Genomic DNA, 19,241 nt, shown 5'->3' with positions numbered 1-19,241 from the left:
GCATCTATAGATGGAAATCTCTAAAGAATATTATACCAAATGCATACTGGATTTACAAATCTAACTAAAATTTATTTAAGATTTTTATATTATCAAAGGGTACCTTTGTTTCTCTCATCACAATATCTAAAATTTTAGCCATATCAGAGTCTGTTAGCTTCTCTGCTTCTACGATAACATTTACAGAATTATCTGTGATAAATACAAGTGCTTCTTCAAAACCTTTGGCTTTGATCAAATTCTCTATTATTTTTTCTTTATTCATGATATCAATCAGCTTTAGCTTTTGATCATTGGCTGCTTTTCGATTATTTTCATCGGTCATTTCGTTGTTTATCATTTCATTGAGCAGTCCGACGATTTTATCCCGTTCAATGGTGGTATTGAGCCTAGATTCAATAAAATAGTTTGATCTTTTTATAGTTTTACTATTTGTAATTGAGCTGGCAATGGTTGTACTTGCCTCAGATACCATATCCTCAACCTTATTTTCCGTGCTATCTACCAAAGAAATATCATTTTCTGGTTTTTGTGCGTCTCCTAATGAAGGATTTTCGTCGGTGGTTTCCGCCTGAGGCAATTCAGAATCTGTCAAATCCACTTCTGTCAATTTGATTTCCTCATATCGAGCAAACTCTGAGGATGTTTCTAACAGAGAGTACTTATTGATTGCATAATTCAAGTAGCTGATAAAACATAGGACTGCCACCAGTGATAGTACCAAATAATTTCTTCGCTTAAATCTATACATAGCTTTTCCTCCCTATCCTATTCTTTTTCATAAACCATGACTTTATGGGCTGGTACTTGAAAGATGGTTTTTACTGCTTCTATCAATTCTGTTTTCACTTGGATATCCCCAGCACCCTCAGCTACAACTACAACGCCTCTGATCTGCGGTTTAATTTCCTTTAGCACAATCAGTTGACCTGTTCCATTAGATGAAGTAATGATGCTTTCGCTCTGATCATCTTGCTTCGTCGTTCGCGTTCCTCCTTGAGCATCCTTTTCTTCTGTGATTTGATTGGACTGGGTTTTGTTAAGAGCGGGTACAACTTCGGCAGTACTTTCATATGTGACCATTACTTCGACTGCCCCAACTCCTTTGATCTGACCTAGAATATGTTTAAGCTGTTGTTCTAGGCTATCTTTATAATCTGATGCTTGGATATCATCTTTTTCCTTCACAGTTCCAACAAGTTTTGTTTCTGAATTGTTTTTATTGCTAGGAAAAAAAGTATCCCAAGATAGTAATGCGATGACACAAACGATGATGATGGCTACTAGATTATATATTATTTTTTTATAATTGGTGTTATTAATCATCTCTTTGTATTTTTCAAAACCCTTCATGGTCCCTATCCCCCCTGATTCTTAATGACTTGTCTTATTCATACTAATATTAATATTATCTTCTTCGATATCGTAGAACTTAGAAATGTTATTTTTTATATCAGAAATGAAATATGAGTCTTCTTCTCTGTTGGACATTACTTTTTCAGGAGAACTATTTACTTCAACTGAAATCTGGTCAACACTCCCTATGGTGATTTGACTATCAGATTTTTTCTCACCTTTGGCAATTACAAGGGAAATCTCTTTGATTTTTCCAAAATCCTTGTTGCTCATATCTTCCTCAATCTCAATACGTACGTTTTCCAGGCGAACATCATATTCATAACCAATTTTATCTCGGAGATGTTCTGCAATTTTTTCTTTGTACATAGAGATCATTTGCTGATTGCGTGCCCCTTGAAACTCTACGGCATCCTTGGAAAGAGCTTCTTTTTCAATCATAACAGTGGATTTAAAGATTTCATCCTGCACATTGATATCCCCATATAGAAGTTCAATGATTGGATTTAGAATCACAAGAATGACCAGTAGCCCTACTACCATTTTTATGTATTTTTTCATGCTGCTACTGGGGAGTAAAAGCTCCACAAAAGAAATGAAAATGACTACCATTACAATATTCAAGGTCCAGGTTCTTAAAAAGGCCATCATACGTTCACCTCATTTATCGCATCATGGCGCTTATGTTACCTGCGCCAATAATCATCGTCACTGCCATAAAAAACATAATCGCTACAGAAAGCACCGTGCCAAATAACATGACCAAAGCATTGCTCAAATCATTCAAGCAATCCGGCAAGTCACTGTCTACAATGGGCTCAATCAAAGCGCTTGCTAACTTATAGATCAGAATCAATGCCAAAATTTTCAATAGTGGCATCAAAACAATGAAAGCTAATATAAAGAGACCAACGCCACCAATGGCATTTTTTAATATAAGAGAACAACCAAGGATTGCGTCGGCAGCATCGGATATGAATCCGCCAACTACAGGGATTAATCCTACGGCAAACTTAGCCGTCCGTATGGTGACACCGTCTGTTGCAGAAGCAGCCACCCCTTGAATGGTGATGATACCGATGAAAACCGTTAGCATCAGGCCTAAAAGGATGACGCAGACCTGTTTCAACAGTGATGCTAGCTTCGAAACATGGATTTTAGAGGATAAATAATTGACAATTGATAAAATTACAGAAAAAAAGATCAGCGGGATGACGATGGTTTTCATGAGGGTGCTGATGATCCCAACCGAAGCAATAATAACGGGTTGGAATAGTGCTGAAGCTGTAATACCTCCCATGGTCATCAAAAGTGTTAATAAAATTGGCAGCAGTGCTTGCACAAACATGACCATTTCATCAATGGCCTCTACCCCTATTTTAGTTGCTATGGAAAAGCTCTGTATGGCAATGGCAATAATGACGATATAACAGGTGCTATAAGCCAATTTTCCTACGGCATCACTTTCAAAGGCGTTGGAAAGGTTATTGAGGAAAGCACATAATACTGCAATGACGATGAGCTTTACCAAGAGCATGGAATTTGCAATAACTTCTTTAAATAGATATTTTAAAAGCCCATTGAGAAGATCTTTGATAGAAAATACGCTTTCTCCCCTCACGATGGACTGTACCAGAGATTTTAGGTGTAGGGTGGGCAAATACTGATCCAGATCCCGATTGATACTTTCAATGATTTGATTGAGATCATGGGTATCCATCTTATCAAATTGTTCCATGATGAGTTCGTCGGTAACTAAACTATCCTCAGGGCTGGATTCCATAGCAAAAGAGGTTTGAGGAAAGAAAATGCTTATGAAAATAACCAGGCATACGATTTTTTTCATCTATTTCACATCCTATGGCATTAGTTTTACAAGTAGATTTAACAGGGCAACCAATATAGGTACTGCAAGAACCATAATCAACACCTTACCTGCAAACTCAATCTTAGATGCGATGGCTCCTTCTCCTGCGTCTCGACATACCTGGGCACCAAATTCAGAAATATAGGCAATACCCACGATTTTAAAGATGGTGGTAATATAAATTAGATCAATATCGATTTTTTGGGCAACCAGATTCAGAACCTCAATGACATAGCTGAGTCTTGTTGCAATAAATAGAAAGATAATCAACCCTGTTACAATGCTAATCTGTAATGAAATCTCTGGTTTTTGGCTTCTTAAGACCACCGAAAGAATGGCTGCAATTAAGCCTAAGCCTACGATTTTAAATATCTCCATTGAAATCACACCTTTTATATTAGTACAGTTGGAACATGGTTCTGACTGTTGTAAAAAGATTATTGACAAGTTGTATTACCATGAATAGTACAACGATAATGCCTGCTAAGGTTGTCATAGTTGCCATTTCATCTCTTCCTGACCGGGTCAACACTTGATGCAATACTGCTAACAGAATTCCTATTCCTGCAATTTTAAAAATTAAATCTACATTCATACCCATTTAAAATCCCCCTTATTTTGTCTTTCATTTATAGAAATAGAATTACGATAGCTACACCCAATAGAATCCCCAAGCTTCTATACATCCGCTCATTTTTTGATCGCAGTTCTTCAGCAGACTGTTGTTGTTTTTTGAGTTGCGCATAGATAAAATGAAAATTCTTTAATTGATGGTCTCTGTCCACAGTGCCCAAGCTCATACCAAAATCGATGAGTGCCTCTTTGTCTTCCTCGGTCAAGGAAGTGAATTGGTAATTGCTTTCCACTGATTGACGCCATGCATCTTCGATGCTGAAGCCGTCCTTTTTTTCCAGCAGTACACTGGCTTCAGCGAAGAGCCTTTTTAGCTCGCCAGAGGACTTTCCAGCTACCTTTTTCAGCGCCTGGGGCAATGGTGTTAATAGATATAGGATTTCTGTTTCCAATAGCTGTAAGGATAACAGAAGATGTTTAATTTGCCGTGGCCTCTGCACATATTTATAAGCAAGAATATAACCGATAAAAGATGCACTGAGAATGATGATAATAGAAAGTACTGCTTTAACCAATGGATTCACACCTCCTGCTGATGCCTGTTGGATGTAACAAAGAGACCCTGGTTCTACCATCTAGGATCGATTGAACCGTGCCTACCCTTGGATGATTGGATAGGATGATTATTCTCTCAAATATGTTTTGTTCCATCAAAGGTTTTAGATTTGGTCGTCGACATACTTCTTCTAAACTATGCCCATGAACCGTGGTTAAAACCTTTACACCTGCATTTAAAGCTTCCTCTATGGCTATGACGTCCTCTATTTTACCGATCTCATCAGTGGCAATAATCTGGGGGGACATGGAACGTATCAACATCATAATCCCTTCGGCCTTTGGACAGGCATCCAATATATCGGTTCTGATACCCACGTCATTTTGAGGTATCCCCTGATAGGATCCACAAATTTCGGAGCGTTCATCTACGACGCCTACTTTAAATCCTTGAAACCCCTTTCGTATCATGCCATTGCTCAGATTTCGAATCATATCCCGTAAAAGGGTTGTTTTCCCACATTGGGGTGGCGAAATGATCAATGTATTTTTAAAGTTGTTGGGACTTGTTGTGATGTATTCCATATAAGCATCGGAAATACCGATTTTCTGTCTAGAAATTCGAATATTTAAACCGCTGATATCCTTGATCGTTTTAATCGCTGGCCCGTTCATGACGGTATGACCACTGATACCTACCCGATGACCACCACGGATAGTAATAAATCCTTTCTTGATGTCCTCCTCCAAAGCATATACAGAATAATCTGTGACAAGCTGGAAGGTCTTTTCTAAATCCGCCTTTGAAGTCACATAAGCTTTTGAAGTCTCAGTTCCTGTCTCTCCATTGACATAAATGAATATATCTCTATTTAAACTTTGGACCAGCAATGGTTGGTTGGTTCGTAGCCGTATTTCCTCCATGCTATCCCATAGTGCTGAAGGAAGCCCTTGAATGAGTTGCCTAAGATGTACAGGAAGGGCATCTAGAATTTCCTTCCTGGGAAAATATTCTGCAGAGGTTTTCTTTAAAAAATTGATATTCCCTGATTCATCCATAACCTGTCCCTCCTTTATATAAATATGTATTTTGTAAAGGACAATATTATGATTAAAATTTCTTTACACAATAAAAAAACCTGATACACAATGTATCAGGTTATCTTTATGATTATTCATGATGGTGATGATGGCCGCAGCATCCGCCTTCTTCGTCACATGCATCTTCAAAATATATTTTTTCGTGGCAGCTTGGACAAACAACTTCTGTATCATCATCGGCATCATATACCATATCTTCATCAAGGTATATCATTTCGTGGCAGTTGGGACATTCTAATTCAACGAAATCGATAGCTTCTTCATCTTCCTCATCTTCGTCATCGAAATCGTCGTCATCCATTTCACCATATACATCATCCTCAACAACAGCTAAATCCTCATCCAGTGCCTCTACATACTCATCTAAATCTTCAACTTCGCGCTTCAGCTCTTCCATAGAATCAGCAAAATCTTCTAATATATCAATTATATTTAGAAGAATCTTACCTTCTCTCGTCTCCTCGGTAAGCTCAGAACCCTCAGCAAGCCCTCTCAAATAAGCCACTCTTTCATAAAGATAATTCATGGTGAAACCCTCCTTTTATTTAATATACCTTAGTATTATTGCCTAAGCTCTTGATAAATAGTCACCAGTTCGAGTATCAATTTTAATTCTATCCCCTTCATTGATGAAAATAGGTACGTGAATAATCGCACCTGTTTCTACTGTTGCAGGCTTTGTCACATTTGTGGCAGTATCACCTTTCACGCCTGGCTCAGTATAAGTGACAAGTAACTCAACGAAGTTTGGTGGATCCACCTGGAAAGCTTTCCCCTTAAAGAACTTAACTGTAGCTGAATCATTTTCTCTTAGATAAATGATGGCATCCTCAACCTGCTCTTTAGACAATGGCAATTGCTCAAACGTTTCATTATCCATAAAGTAATAAAGGTCGCCATCATTATATAAGTATTGCATTTGCTTTGTTTCGATATGAGCTTTTGGGAATTTGTCATTTGGGTTGAAAGCTTCTTCACGGATAGAACCAGTGGTAACACTCTTGTATTTTGTTCTAACGAAAGCAGCTCCCTTACCAGGCTTAACGTGTTGGAAATCCACTACTACAAAAGGTTCACCATTTATTTCAAAAGTAACACCTTTTCTAAAATCTGATGCTGAAATCATTCGTATCCCTCCATTAATTATAAAAATATAAAATCATTTATTTTATCTACTGGTAGTATTCGTGTATTGCCAGTAGTTGTATACATTCTATAACTCAATAAGCCCCTTTGGCGATTTAGATAGCGTTCTATACCCTGTTTCAGTTACCACCACAAGGTCCTCGATTCGCACTCCGCCAAATCCTGGCAAGTATATACCAGGTTCATCGGTGACGATCATTCCTGGCTTCAATGTATCATGCCCCAGGGGTGATAGCCTTGGCGATTCATGGATCTCTAATCCAACCCCATGACCTAAGCCATGACCAAAGTAATCACCATAGCCCTTTTCAGTAATGATATCCCTTGCGATCTTATCTACCTCAACACCAGTCACTCCTGGTTTGATGGCTTCCAAGGCCTTTAATTGGGCGTCTAGGACTATAGAATATATCTCCTTCTGTTTTTCACTGGCTTTTCCGATCACAATGGTTCTTGTCATATCAGAGCAATAACCTTCATAGATACACCCAAAGTCTAAGGTCACAAAGTCGCCTTCTTCAATAATTTTATCAGATGCTACTCCATGAGGTAAGGATGAACGGATGCCAGATGCAACAATGCTATCGAAGGATAGACCGCTAGCCCCTTGCTTTTTCATGAAGTTTTCTAATTCTAAGGCAACTTCAGTTTCTTTCATGCCAATTTTGATAAATTTCAAGATATGATCAAAGGCACTATCGGCAATTTGGGCAGCTCTTTCAATCTTGGCTATCTCTTCCTCATACTTAATTTTTCTGAGATTATTTAGTGCGCCTTCCAATGGCACCATCTTCGTGTGCTCTAGTTTGTCAGAAAACTCCTTATACTGGGCATAGGTTACAAAATCATCCTCAAAGCCCATTGTGTTTATATTGAAGCCTGTCAAAATAGTATGTAACGGTTTTTGATTTGTATGCTCAAGAACCTCAAAACCTGCGCATTGTCTAGAAGCCTGCTCCACATAACGAAAATCAGTGATAAAATAAGCACTATTCAAAGTAATCACCACATACCCGGAACTTCCTGTAAAACCACTTAGGTATCTTCTGTTTTCCAGTTTATATATGATGGCTCCATCTATGTTTTTTTCTCGCAATAGCTCCCTAAAACGAGTAAGCCGTGCAATCATCGCAGATACCCCCCACTAATATATTTACTGTTTATAAGTTTCCATAAATGCCAAACCATACCTAATCCCAATCCTTTAATATGATAACACAATTTTATATATTTGGATAGAATTTTTCATGATTCTTACAATATTATAACCATTATTTGCATCTTTTTTACAATTTGCACAATTAATTATGCCTTGGGTTCTTTGATACGATGACAATGGCGTCTATGAGAGCCTTCATCACATCGGTCTCAAACTGAATATTCATTTCATTGACCCTTGAGTAGAGTTCACCTTTCTCTGTCACAACATAGTGGGGCTTCAAATGGTTCAGGGCAATAGCTCTAATATCATCAAGGCATTGTTGACATTGACATATGTTTGGAAATACTTTCAACATAGAGGGCAATACATGATCCACAACAATTTCCATATAGTTCTTTAGCACAAAATCAACCTCCCTAATCGTATTATTATTTGAATTCAACAAAGTTCTTCAAACTCCTTCTACATAGTTCAGGTAAACAGATTGATTGGTTTATAATCCAAGGCTCTGGTAATATGACAAAATTTGAAAAGGTTGTATCTTGATTCTCGGCAAATCAAAGCTATCTAATCCATCGGGTTGTTCTGTTGGTAATAGTAATGTAGTAATTAAAAACTTCCTTGCTCGATCATATTCTCCAATACTTTCTACGGTGATAATACAAGTTTTAAAATTATAATCGATACTTATTCTACATGAATGTTCCTGTTTATACGTCGAAACGTGATTTTTGTAGACCAATGGAAATAGACTCATCTCGCTACGAAGACTTCTTTTCAAATAGGTATCAAGCTGGGGCGGGGAAAACTTTAACGACTTATTGGAGTTATCGGCAGATTCTAGTAGGTAGTTACGCTTGTATTCTCTCAAATCGGATAAATACTCAAAAATAATTTTATCCATTGCATTTTCAAGACCATAAAGGGTTGTTTCCATGCCCGTTTCTGCAAGATAATAGGCCTTTATACTATTGGTATAAGATTGTACGGCAAGGGATTCGTTAGCAATTAGTGCCAAGATAGAGATAAATAGTAGTAAAGAAAATAGCCCCACCATGAAACTTGGATAAATAACAGAGCCTCGGGTATTTCTCAATATCTTATCCATACTGCTACCTATAACAAATATTCATTCTAGATTTTATAGAATGGTTAAGATTTTCAGCATGAATTTCGATTTCAATAAGTTTTCCTGGGAGAATCTCAATGATTTTAATATCCTTTATACCATCGATTAACACATTATGTTCACCCTTTTTATTTACCCGAAGCTCTCCTAGCACTTTATAAAAATAGATTAGAGTATTGTTCGTAAACCTCTTGTTGCCGCTCAAATCAATCCAAACCTCATTATTTTGATAATCTTTGCTCGTGAAGGTATTCGTCTTAGGATCAAAGGTGAATTGTAATTGGTTACATTCCATCATACGTTTTTCTATATAGTTAAGAGCTAAGCGTGATTTACGTTGGGCTTCTGCTATCTCAATCAGCTTTATATGTTGCCTTATCGAATTGCTTAAAAACATCCCTAAAGCCAATATAATAATTGATAATAATGTTAATGATAGGATGGTTTCAATTAACGTAAATCCTTTTTGACTATAATGTCTTGTTTTGTTTTCCAAAGAATACACCCTCTTTCAGTACTTTAGAAATTTAAAAACTACATTAAAATCAATCATTAGATTGTTGTTATTGCCTTATAGGAAGTTCCTCATAGATATCAGTATACATATGATGATTCTTGAAATAATTTACATGAGCCGATAGACTATATGAAATATTAGTCGCTTTGTCTATAATCAAGAGTTCGGCCACATAAAGCCTATGTTCTAGCGCTTCAGGATAAAGTTTAAGATATAATGTTTCATGTTCAGTATATAATGTATTGGTTTGATTCATTAATTCATTAAGTGTATATATCTTATTCCCGATCAGAATTTCGTTGGAGGCCTTTAACTCCTCCATAAGACCTTGGGCAGTTTTTGCCATGGAAAACACTACGCTATTTCTGCTCATATATCTTAAAATATGGGTATTGACGGAAGTAGTTGCAATAATAAAAATAGACAATATGCATAGTGTAATGAGAATTTCTATTAGGGTAAACCCTTTATTATCGGTCTCCATATGCATAATCCTCTCTAATATCGATTAATAATCCTTACCCTACCTGTTCCGATAGATACCTCAATATCAGTTCTTTCTCCATGGGTATTTCCCAAAATGAACCGTGCAAAGCTGCTTGTCCCATCCCTGTTATAAACAACTTCGTAATCAGAACCAGGAAGAATTTTTATTCTTTTATCTAGTATAATTGTATCAATGGTTTTTCCCAATATGTCCTGTTCTCGCAGGCGAAATTTATCATTAATAATTTCAATGCAATATCTTCTAGACTCATCGATGCTAAGTTCTTGTCCTAGATTTAGCAAGCCCTTTACCTTTATAGCTGTGGTTCGTAAGATGTATGTTTCATATAGTTTGGAATATGTAGGCAAAAGCATGGTAGACAAGATGCCTAAGATAGATATGACAATTAACACCTCCATAAGGGTGAATCCTTTTCTATTTTCCATCAAATCGGTATCGGCCATTCGATATTCACCTTTTTCTTAGAAATAAATGTAAAATTTTACTATTTATTTCAGTATTTCTCGACAAAATTCATATTTCCTCTCGCTTTTAGAACTTTTTATAGTTTTTGCAGCAAAAAATAATAGAACATTTAAAAACAGCCCATTTGCGTTATAACAAAGGGCTGTTAAGAGATCAAACTATGGTTTTGGCACAATCAAGATTTGTCCGACTCTAATGTCATTGGGGCTCGTAATATTATTATATTCTAAGATCAAATTTCTTTTAGAATAATCTCCATATAATTTTTTACAGATACTAAAGATTGTATCACCTTTTTGTACTTCATAGTCCATCATTTCTTCTGGATTAGGAAAATTTAAATTTTCTTGGACTGCGTTCTCTGCTACTTCAGTCAACAAAGGCAGAGCTATCTCTTCGTTCCAATTTAAGCCTTGACTCTTTGAAGAATTAAGCTTCAAATTTATATATCCTGCAAAGGGATCAAAGGGATTTTCTACATCATAATTTTGGTCTTTTTCTTCGAGTAGAGGAATAAAGGATATTGGATTATCTGGAATACTGTAGATATCAATAATGATACTGCCAGTTAATAAACCATCGTCCGAATCACTAATGCTAAGATTTTTCACAATGATTTTTTTTTCATATTCCCTCAAAGATTTCAACAGATTTACGATCGAAGGATAATCTCCTTGAAAAGGTAAGGTAACCGTTGAGACATTTAGCTCGTAGTCTCCAATTGTTTCAGTCGCTAAGGGTGAAAACCCAATTTTTTCAACATGAACCTTAGAATTATTAATAAACTGATTCAATAAAAGAATTAGATCTTCTTGGTGTATAGATGGAAAATAGTCTTTCGCAACATTATGAATGTCCTTATTTACCTGCTGATGTTCCATTTCGATTTGCTCAACAGCCTGTTGCAGTAATTCTGTTTTCTCTATCTCTGATTGATAAGTCGCAGTATTATTCTTTAGAGATGTAATCCTTTCTATTTGTGGACCAAGCAGAAAATAAAAATAACCATAGAAAAAAACAGTCCCAAATAGAATACCTAGCAATGTTTTTTCTCTTTTAGTTAGTTTCACGTTTGCTCACATCCTTAATTAAAAAACTGATATCAAAAGAATACACGCCAGAATCAAAAGAAATAGTGGAAACAAAAACCTCTTGGAAATTCGGTGTCTTTTTAAGATTATGTTGAAACTCTGCGATAGCAACTCTACTCTCAGCAATCCCTTGAATCTGAACTTTTTCCATATCTAAGGAGATCGATTGAAAAAACAAACCCTCTGGAACAGCGTCATTCATAGCATAAAGCAGTAAATCGTTTATGATATCCATGTTTGTCATGTTCCTATCCAAATCTTTTAATTTTTCTAAGTATATTTGCTTTTGTTTTGTTGTATTTTCTTTTGCTTCAATTTCCTTGCGCTGTTGATAGTCTGGTGTTGAATAAGCCAGTTGATTTACATGGGCTGCTTCGTTCTCCAATCTATGAATAAGATAAAGATTGACAAGGGGCAGTATGACTAAAACAAATGCAATGCCTATGATGAGCTTTGTAACACTTGCTTTCGTTAGACCTATCGATCTTTTTTTTGTTATATAGGGCTCGAAAAAATTATAATCTCTCATATCATACGCTCGCTTTTCTTCGAATAATAGCACCTATTGCATTTAGGTTATTTTCTAATTGAAAGTTTGTAATTCTGTTGTTGATTCTTAATTTCCCTATAGATTCGATCTTTGAAGCAGGAATATTAAAATAGTTTTCCATAATCTCACGAATCCCATCTAGGTTAGAATATCCTCCAAATAATAATATCTTGTCCACTTTATTTCCTGGATTTCGACTAGTATAGTATTTAAAAATACGCTGAATTTCCTCAAGCCACCCATCAATAGCAGCTTTGGTTAAGTCTTTCGCAAGGTCGGATAAAGGCCCATGCTCATCGGAAAAATGAGATAAACCCATCTTTTTCTCTACCATATCCATCAAATCAGCGTTAAACATATCAGGAATGTCTTTCCCACCTATGGTTAAAAGTCTATTAAATTGAGGAATACCCTTGTCCATAATATTGACATTGATGTTTGCATAACCTATATCTATGAGTGCAATCGTTTGATGCTCTTGAATCGTTTTACTGTTTATCATGATATTTTCATCAAATAGCTTAGAAATTGCATTAGAGTGAATATCTAGCGCAATCGGCTTTAATCCTAAGGATTTGATAAGCTCCAGATAATTTTGAACGATCATCTTCGGTAAGGCAGCCACAGCAATTCGTATTTTCTTTAAATTGCCTTCTTCAACAATTTCCAATTCCTTGTGCTGAATAACGTATTCGTCCAAGGTCGTTGGAAAATACTGCTGTATTTCATAGCCTAACATGGCTAAAACTTCTTTAGGCTTGACAGCAGGCAAATATAACTCTCGGGTAATAATAGAGGTACTCTCTAAAGTAACGACTACTTTTTTTGTTTGGATATGGTGTTCACGCAATACGCTACCAATGATATCCTTTAACTTGGAAATATCCGTTACTTGCCCATCTTGAATAGCATTTGGAGGTGTCTGTACTGAAACAGCATGGTCAATGGATATCCTATTATTTGAAAATTTCCCAACCACTATCTTTATCCGATCAGTTCCTATATCGATTGACATTAATCGCTGTTGTAGCATCATCACATGCACTCCTTATTCACCATAGCATTGATCTATAAAATTATAAGAAATTTGTCACATAATAGTTTATTATATCATTTCCGTATAAAACTGTCATTAACGCTGCAATAGCAATAAATGGGCCAAAAGGAATAGCATCTTTCCTTGTCTTGATCTTTGCAACCAATAATAGTAATGAAACACATGCTCCAATAACAAAAGATAGCAACATGGTCAACAATGTCCATTTCCACCCAAGCCAAAGACCTAACATCCCCATGAGTTTGATATCGCCGCCACCCATGGCACCATTCGTAACGAAGGCAACCAGTAAAAGAAAACCTCCTCCTATGAGAAGACCAAGCAGATGGGCGCCCAAAGTGCCCTCGACCTCGATAAAGGTGCTCATGCCAAATCCTAGAGCCAACATCAATCCAATGAAAGTCAAATGATCAGGTATAATCTGATGTTGAATGTCAATAAGACTTATAGTAAGGAGAAGACTTGACAACGCAGCATATTGAATAAAATCCAATGAATAGCCGAAGCGAGTATACAATAAGACATAGATAAGTCCGTTTAACGCCTCTATCATGGGATACTGTAATGATATTTTTTCTCCACAATATCGACATTTCCCTCGAAAGAGAATAAAGCTCGCGACAGGTATCAAGTCAACCGGTTTTAGGAATGTATTACATTGGGGACAGTGGGATGAAGGAAATGCAATAGATTCGCCCCTTGGAATTCTCCAGATACAAACATTTAAAAAAGACCCTATGATAAGACCAAATAGACCGACAATTATAAGCATAAATACATCACGTCCTTGCTCATTTGAAAATAAATAATTCATTGTATTTTTCAACAAAATGGGAAATTTTCCTTCTTTTTTTGATATAATTCATAAAAATACCTGTATTTTTGATTAAGAAAAATACAGGTATAGGATTATTATATTACAGTGCTGTAATTGTAACAGTTCCATTGCAGATTTTGCCCGAATACGGCTTGCCATCAATGGGAACACCATCGGGTCTTGCCTCAGCTGTGGAGTTGCTATCTTTGATTTTTGCATTTGAAATATATATGGTGTTGTCTTTTGAGCCTGCTTCTAATATCAAATCTCTACTAGCATCAAAATCTGTCGATTCAACATGAATATTACCACCTGACTTGACCCAAATGTCAGTATACCCTGTGGATTTCATCGCGGCAGATCTGACAGTAATATCTCCAGTTATTGCGGTGATATTTAATGCTCCCGATGCAGGCATCTGACTGTCAGAGGCATAAATCTCTCCTTGAGCTTTCAAATAAGTCCCGCCATTGGATGTGGATACAATGGAACTATTGGCAGCATAAAGGGATTTTCCACTTGTTAGTTCAACACGTCCAGACGACTGGATGACTGTACTCTCCAATGTCATATCGAACGTTCCTGTTGTCGCCAAAATAATGGGCCCATTGGATGCAGATTTTAATATACCGTTGCTTACATCCAGGTTTCCTTGCGTAGATATCTTAATATTGTTGGAGGAAGTAATTTGTGCTTGTCGAAAGTCACCAGTGCCTTTTCCAGATATTATGATTCCTCCGTAGCTGTCTGATTTTAGCGTTGCACTTTTGCCACTGATACTACCGGCCCCAGTAATCAATATGTCCGATGAGGATTGGATAATAGCAGTATTTAAGCTTACATCAACTCCTGCCGATATAGAAATATCTCCATTGCTGCTTGATTTCATAGACGCACCATTTGCTTGTATATTTCCTTTTGGAGCATTTAATAGGATATCCTTTGAAGATGTTAAACTAACGCCTGCCTCTAGAATAATATTTCCGTTTTTTGTTTCAAAAATAATGCTTTGATATGAATGATTTTCTATCTCCACATCTTTACTGATATAGATGCCCTTATCAGCTTCATACTTTACTTCACGTCCACCACCATTTATTTTCTTTGTTTTGGAAGGAATGATGAGCCGCCCTGTTGTCTTGTAGTATCCATCAAGATCATTCTTTTTTAAGATTTCGTCCCCGCCATCATAAATGCCATTGTCATTATGATCAACCCATGGACTATCTCTCTCCTCCGGTTTCGGATCACTAGGACCAGGTTCTCCACCGCCAGGGTTACCACCCCCAGGATCATCAGGCAGCTCTATGGAATTTTTCTTAAATCGTAGCGCTACAGCTTGTCCACCCGAAGTATCTTCAACAATGAAGGAATCTGTAAGATTTAAGTTTGAAATAAATATATTCGATGTTACACTATAATTTTGATTGCCATCATTTCCTGTAATTATGTAATTCAAAGTTCTAGATGAACTTTTTTTGAATTCCAATTCTGTAATAGACTCAGCAAGGAGTTTCGAGTGGTCTTTATATCTGTATTCGATAGAATTTCCATTTAATAGAATATAGTATATATCCTCTCCAATTGCGTTGGCTTCAGGAATTGATTCTGAAGCATTCAGGATGGTCATTTCCGTAGCATTTCTCGTCTCTTTCGTGATAAAGTCTGATGCCAACCGTACATTGGCCTGTACATTGGCTTGAGCCGTGCCTTGATGAAATACACGGACACCAAAAAGATTAAGGGAATAGCCTAAAGACATGACCATACCCATGAGTGCCAATACAACCAGTACTTCCACAAGGGTAAAGCCGCCATTGTGCCTGAGCCTTTTTAATATCTTTATCCGTTGGACCAACATGGTCTAGATCCCTCCATCTGCTTCAATATATAATAGACAGACAATAGATTACATGATGAATTATCGATTAGGAATAAAAGATGTAAGAGAGACCGATCCGTTCTTATATGGAGCATCCACAGTTACTTTTTTTCCTTGAACCGTTATCTCTTTGCCGCTAGAGAAATGAATCGTTAATGAAGTTGAATCGGTTTGTCCCTCTGTCAGGGTTTGTTCCCCAGCCAGGGTATTTTCCATTTTCGTCTGGGCAACATGGATGGCCTGACTTTTCTGACCAAAAGTAAATATATGAATCATTCCATTGGCAAAAAGACTGGTAAAGGAAACAACCAATATGCCTAAAATAGCCAAGGTAATCATAATCTCCACTAAAGTAAATCCATTACTGCCCCATTTTGATTTCATCTAACTCACCCATTACTGCCATGGCCCCCTTCTGTATTCGATAATTTCCTCATTATTTACCACTTTTTTTACATAAAATAAGATCAATTGGGCGGTATTTTTAATCTCTCCAACAGATGCAGTTGCCTTAATCGTTATCGTTTCCTCTGCTGGATTATCGGAAACATCTACATCAAATGTGTATCCGGCGAGATTCCCGGTGCCAGTATGACCTATAATGCCTTCTAGCTTATCTTCGTTAGATTGGTTAGAAATAATGTATTGGGCCGTTGCGTCGGCACCAGATCGCGCGATATAGTAGGCCTTTATTTTTTTCTCTTCATGACCAACCTGCTTTGCTTCTGCCACAGCGGCAGAAAGCAGTGCTCCACCAAGAACTGTGAGAACTGCAATGATAACAATCACAAAAGAAAGTGTAGAACCTCTATCATTATTGAACTTCATAAAAGTCTTTCTCCCTAATAAATCAAATTTTATTTCACAGCAGACTTATCTAGATTATACCATGGATGTATGGCGACCTACAGCAGGAAATATGTTTTTTTTCAATTATTCTGCCTTTTTCTTCATAAAAAAGGCACACTACGTGTGCTTCGCTTCTGAAATCGGCTCTTGTCCTTTATCAAGCTTATGTTAAAAGGAATCCTTCTCAACGATTTTATCTATGTTTGGATTTGTAATGTCTCCTTTAGATGTTTTTACCGTAACAGTTCCCTTAGAAGAGTCATAGTAAAAACTATTTTTAGAATTTTGTATGGTTACATCTTTTTCAAAATATGGGAATGTATTTGCTTGAAGATTTGTAAAGGCCTCAGGCCATGAAGGAAAACAACCATTTTCTGCATTAATTCTATGGGCTATATTTGTAAGTAGCTTTGCATTCACTTCATCTACTCGATCCTGTGCAGATATTTTATAGTCTAAAAAATTCGGTATAAGGATCCCACTGAATACACCCAACAGTGCAACGACAAGAATCAATTCAATGAAGGTATAACCGTCTATTCTTCTTTTCCTTTTCCGTGATCTCATTCCCATATCTTTGCCCCTTTCTAAATAAAGCGAAGTAATGATCCATTTATCTCGATGAATTTGTATTTTATATTTTCATGTATAGACAGAAGTCGTAGTAATTATACCAATTATAATTATTATGTAAGTCATTTTGACTTTTAACTAGTCTGCCAATTACACCTGCCTATGACTCAAAACCTATCTTTAACTTTTATCTATTTCCATCTATTTTAGAGTATGAAAAAAAGCCAATCTTTTGCAAGATTGACTCTTTGACTCTAATAAGTTATTAAGTGAAATGATTGTGTATACCTATCTACATGTTTTGTATTTCTATCTCCCTCATAATCTATGGAATAGCTCTATTGTATAAACCAATTTGATGAGCCTGTTCTTTTTAAATTGACAGTCATCACTAGACCGTCTTTATCCCTAACAGTAACGCTGTAAACTGTATTTTCAGCGAAATTACTATGACCTGTTATTCTGACATCCTTACCAATGATTGTACTATCACTTGTTCCACTTGGCTCAGTCAGAATCTTTTCAATGGGTTTGTTAAATCTCAATGTAAATTGATTCGTAGAGCCATACACTGATTCGGCTATCAAGGGAGATGCTGAAATCGTGATTGTATTTGAGGGAGTACTCTCTATACCATTTACTGTCTGAGTAGCAAAATAGGTACCAGGGTTATCTTGTGTTATATGATCAAATTTATGGGATGTGTCACTACCTGTTAATTGTTGTTGTTTAATTACGCTACCATCTTTGTATAGTTTTATTAATGCCCCTGTTTCTGCCCCACTCACAGTTATGTGAATACCATTGTCATCGATTTGAGGTGGATTAGGTTGTGATGGTGCCAGGACAGTAAAGGTAACTGTATAAGAATTCGTCTCAGAACCATCAGCAGACCTAACATTCACAGTTGCCGTTCCATTTGGAGTATCTGCTTGTGTTATACTCGTTACCGTTGCACCATCTTTTCCGGTGGCACTAACTGTTGGTGCAGTAGTTGTTCCATATGGTAGTGTTACCGTATATGCTGTTACTGAAGAACTAAAAGCTGGTGATAATGTACCTGTACTCAGTGTAAGGCTTTCTAATAGTGCATCTGAGGATATGCCACCACTGCTTGAATTGATAACAGAAACAATCCCCGTTGTGTTATCGTATGTAAACGTACTGTCTGAATTTTGTACTTCTATTTCTTTATTTAAATAATCTCCTACCTTATTTAAATCATCCAGTGTAGCAGGAAAACTTCCTTCATTTGCATTAATTGCCTGGGCAACTTTTGTCAGTAATTTTGCATTTGCTTCATCTACTCTATTTTTAGCCGAGATGCTAAAACCACTGAATCTCGGTATAGCAATAGCAGATAATATGCCCAAAATTGCGATCACAATAATCAGCTCAATGAGGGTAAAACCTGCTGTGTTCAGCTTCTTATCTTTGATCTTTTGAATCATACTCACGTCGCCTTTCAGTAAGTTTTAAAAATAAGAGTCAGTCCGATGGATTGACTCTTATTTTCATTTATATTTTGAAATAAAAAGTTATATCTATCTACTTATGAATCGCGAGTCAAAAAGAAACGTCCCTATTGACTTTACGAACGGTCATTATTAGCTTAAACACAATGGGGCAAGAATATCTCTAATTAATTAGAACTTTTATTGACTGTAACTGTGATATCGTCGCCCTCAACATCTATATTCCAGCCTGTACCAGTTTGAGGTTTACCTACATCTCCTAAAATATCCTCTAGTCCAGTTACGCTTGAAAATTTTCCATCATGGTTTGAAGCATCGGAAAAAGATCCACCATTTGCTATATGCATCTTAATACCATTTTCAATTGTATGCGCAGTGACTTCATCAGCTCTATTTCTAGCCGACTTGGTAAATCCTCCCAATTTTGGCACCGCAATTGCAGCCAAAATACCTAAAATTGCAATAACTACAATCAGTTCAATGAGTGTAAAACCTTTCTTGTTTCTTAACATTTTGTTCAGTTTACTTAACATTTTCATTTCCCCCTTGTTCATAAATATGTTTACAT

At 36.6% G+C, this 19,241-nt stretch carries 26 protein-coding genes; all 26 read right to left on the bottom strand.

Features of this window, described 5'->3' with window-relative positions:
* Window positions 1-64: 64 nt before the first annotated feature.
* Window positions 65-751, bottom strand: coding sequence for a SpoIIIAH-like family protein (locus HNQ80_RS13295; RefSeq protein WP_184311148.1), 687 nt, complete (start codon window positions 749-751; stop codon window positions 65-67).
* Between the two features lie 17 nt (window positions 752-768).
* Complete coding sequence (gene spoIIIAG, locus HNQ80_RS13290; protein WP_184311147.1) at window positions 769-1,353, bottom strand: stage III sporulation protein AG; 585 nt, start codon at window positions 1,351-1,353, stop codon at window positions 769-771.
* A gap of 21 nt (window positions 1,354-1,374) precedes the next feature.
* Window positions 1,375-2,007: a stage III sporulation protein AF gene (spoIIIAF, locus tag HNQ80_RS13285; RefSeq protein WP_184311146.1), complete on the bottom strand. Its 633-nt coding sequence runs from the start codon at window positions 2,005-2,007 to the stop codon at window positions 1,375-1,377.
* Between the two features lie 13 nt (window positions 2,008-2,020).
* Complete coding sequence (gene spoIIIAE / locus HNQ80_RS13280) at window positions 2,021-3,202, bottom strand: stage III sporulation protein AE (RefSeq protein WP_184311145.1); 1,182 nt, start codon at window positions 3,200-3,202, stop codon at window positions 2,021-2,023.
* 12 nt (window positions 3,203-3,214) lie between these two features.
* On the bottom strand, window positions 3,215-3,601 hold the full coding sequence (spoIIIAD, locus tag HNQ80_RS13275) for a stage III sporulation protein AD (RefSeq protein WP_184311144.1): 387 nt from the start codon (window positions 3,599-3,601) through the stop codon (window positions 3,215-3,217).
* A 19-nt stretch (window positions 3,602-3,620) separates the two neighbouring features.
* Window positions 3,621-3,824: a stage III sporulation protein AC gene (spoIIIAC, locus tag HNQ80_RS13270; RefSeq protein WP_330602869.1), complete on the bottom strand. Its 204-nt coding sequence runs from the start codon at window positions 3,822-3,824 to the stop codon at window positions 3,621-3,623.
* Window positions 3,825-3,852: 28 nt separating this feature from the next.
* Window positions 3,853-4,371, bottom strand: a complete 519-nt coding sequence (gene spoIIIAB, locus HNQ80_RS13265) for a stage III sporulation protein SpoIIIAB (protein ID WP_184311143.1) — start codon at window positions 4,369-4,371, stop codon at window positions 3,853-3,855.
* Window positions 4,364-5,410: a stage III sporulation protein AA gene (spoIIIAA, locus tag HNQ80_RS13260; protein WP_184311142.1), complete on the bottom strand. Its 1,047-nt coding sequence runs from the start codon at window positions 5,408-5,410 to the stop codon at window positions 4,364-4,366. Before spoIIIAA ends, spoIIIAB begins: the two co-directional genes overlap by 8 nt.
* A gap of 112 nt (window positions 5,411-5,522) precedes the next feature.
* A complete protein-coding gene (locus HNQ80_RS13255) occupies window positions 5,523-5,978 on the bottom strand; it encodes a CD1247 N-terminal domain-containing protein (RefSeq protein WP_184311141.1) in 456 nt (151 codons plus the stop codon).
* Between the two features lie 42 nt (window positions 5,979-6,020).
* Window positions 6,021-6,578, bottom strand: a complete 558-nt coding sequence (gene efp, locus HNQ80_RS13250; RefSeq protein WP_184311140.1) for an elongation factor P — start codon at window positions 6,576-6,578, stop codon at window positions 6,021-6,023.
* Between the two features lie 87 nt (window positions 6,579-6,665).
* Complete coding sequence (locus HNQ80_RS13245) at window positions 6,666-7,727, bottom strand: M24 family metallopeptidase (RefSeq protein ID WP_184311139.1); 1,062 nt, start codon at window positions 7,725-7,727, stop codon at window positions 6,666-6,668.
* Window positions 7,728-7,899: 172 nt separating this feature from the next.
* Window positions 7,900-8,163 (bottom strand): late competence development ComFB family protein, encoded by a 264-nt coding sequence (locus HNQ80_RS13240; RefSeq protein WP_330602868.1) that lies wholly within the window; start codon window positions 8,161-8,163, stop codon window positions 7,900-7,902.
* A 90-nt stretch (window positions 8,164-8,253) separates the two neighbouring features.
* Entirely contained in the window at window positions 8,254-8,868 is a 615-nt protein-coding gene (locus HNQ80_RS13235; RefSeq protein WP_184311138.1) for a hypothetical protein, read from the bottom strand.
* 4 nt (window positions 8,869-8,872) lie between these two features.
* Entirely contained in the window at window positions 8,873-9,385 is a 513-nt protein-coding gene (locus HNQ80_RS13230; RefSeq protein ID WP_184311137.1) for a PilW family protein, read from the bottom strand.
* A gap of 67 nt (window positions 9,386-9,452) precedes the next feature.
* Window positions 9,453-9,890 (bottom strand): type IV pilus modification PilV family protein, encoded by a 438-nt coding sequence (locus HNQ80_RS13225; protein ID WP_184311136.1) that lies wholly within the window; start codon window positions 9,888-9,890, stop codon window positions 9,453-9,455.
* A gap of 14 nt (window positions 9,891-9,904) precedes the next feature.
* Window positions 9,905-10,357: a type II secretion system protein gene (locus HNQ80_RS13220; RefSeq protein ID WP_243183246.1), complete on the bottom strand. Its 453-nt coding sequence runs from the start codon at window positions 10,355-10,357 to the stop codon at window positions 9,905-9,907.
* Window positions 10,358-10,537: 180 nt separating this feature from the next.
* The gene (locus tag HNQ80_RS26490) at window positions 10,538-11,449 is read right to left on the bottom strand and encodes a LysM peptidoglycan-binding domain-containing protein (RefSeq protein WP_184311135.1); all 912 of its coding nucleotides are present in this window, start codon (window positions 11,447-11,449) and stop codon (window positions 10,538-10,540) included.
* The gene (locus tag HNQ80_RS13210) at window positions 11,436-11,999 is read right to left on the bottom strand and encodes a PilN domain-containing protein (protein ID WP_184311134.1); all 564 of its coding nucleotides are present in this window, start codon (window positions 11,997-11,999) and stop codon (window positions 11,436-11,438) included. The genes HNQ80_RS26490 and HNQ80_RS13210 overlap by 14 nt, the downstream gene beginning before the upstream one ends.
* 1 nt (window position 12,000) lies before the next feature.
* Window positions 12,001-13,056 (bottom strand): type IV pilus assembly protein PilM, encoded by a 1,056-nt coding sequence (gene pilM / locus HNQ80_RS13205; RefSeq protein WP_184311133.1) that lies wholly within the window; start codon window positions 13,054-13,056, stop codon window positions 12,001-12,003.
* A gap of 40 nt (window positions 13,057-13,096) precedes the next feature.
* Window positions 13,097-13,849, bottom strand: coding sequence for a prepilin peptidase (locus tag HNQ80_RS13200; RefSeq protein ID WP_243183244.1), 753 nt, complete (start codon window positions 13,847-13,849; stop codon window positions 13,097-13,099).
* A gap of 145 nt (window positions 13,850-13,994) precedes the next feature.
* Window positions 13,995-15,755: a prepilin-type N-terminal cleavage/methylation domain-containing protein gene (locus tag HNQ80_RS13195; protein WP_184311132.1), complete on the bottom strand. Its 1,761-nt coding sequence runs from the start codon at window positions 15,753-15,755 to the stop codon at window positions 13,995-13,997.
* Window positions 15,756-15,815: 60 nt separating this feature from the next.
* Window positions 15,816-16,160 (bottom strand): type IV pilus modification PilV family protein, encoded by a 345-nt coding sequence (locus tag HNQ80_RS13190; protein ID WP_184311131.1) that lies wholly within the window; start codon window positions 16,158-16,160, stop codon window positions 15,816-15,818.
* 12 nt (window positions 16,161-16,172) lie between these two features.
* Complete coding sequence (locus tag HNQ80_RS13185; protein WP_184311130.1) at window positions 16,173-16,604, bottom strand: pilus assembly PilX N-terminal domain-containing protein; 432 nt, start codon at window positions 16,602-16,604, stop codon at window positions 16,173-16,175.
* A 189-nt stretch (window positions 16,605-16,793) separates the two neighbouring features.
* Window positions 16,794-17,198, bottom strand: a complete 405-nt coding sequence (locus tag HNQ80_RS13180; protein WP_184311129.1) for a type II secretion system protein — start codon at window positions 17,196-17,198, stop codon at window positions 16,794-16,796.
* A gap of 338 nt (window positions 17,199-17,536) precedes the next feature.
* The gene (locus HNQ80_RS26280; protein ID WP_279288996.1) at window positions 17,537-18,649 is read right to left on the bottom strand and encodes a prepilin-type N-terminal cleavage/methylation domain-containing protein; all 1,113 of its coding nucleotides are present in this window, start codon (window positions 18,647-18,649) and stop codon (window positions 17,537-17,539) included.
* Window positions 18,650-18,840: 191 nt separating this feature from the next.
* On the bottom strand, window positions 18,841-19,206 hold the full coding sequence (locus HNQ80_RS26275) for a type II secretion system protein (RefSeq protein ID WP_184311128.1): 366 nt from the start codon (window positions 19,204-19,206) through the stop codon (window positions 18,841-18,843).
* Window positions 19,207-19,241 lie beyond the last annotated feature (35 nt).

It is taken from the genome of Anaerosolibacter carboniphilus (assembly GCF_014205875.1).
GTDB lineage: Bacteria > Bacillota > Clostridia > Peptostreptococcales > Thermotaleaceae > Anaerosolibacter > Anaerosolibacter carboniphilus.
This window is presented reverse-complemented; position numbering and strand designations above follow the sequence as displayed.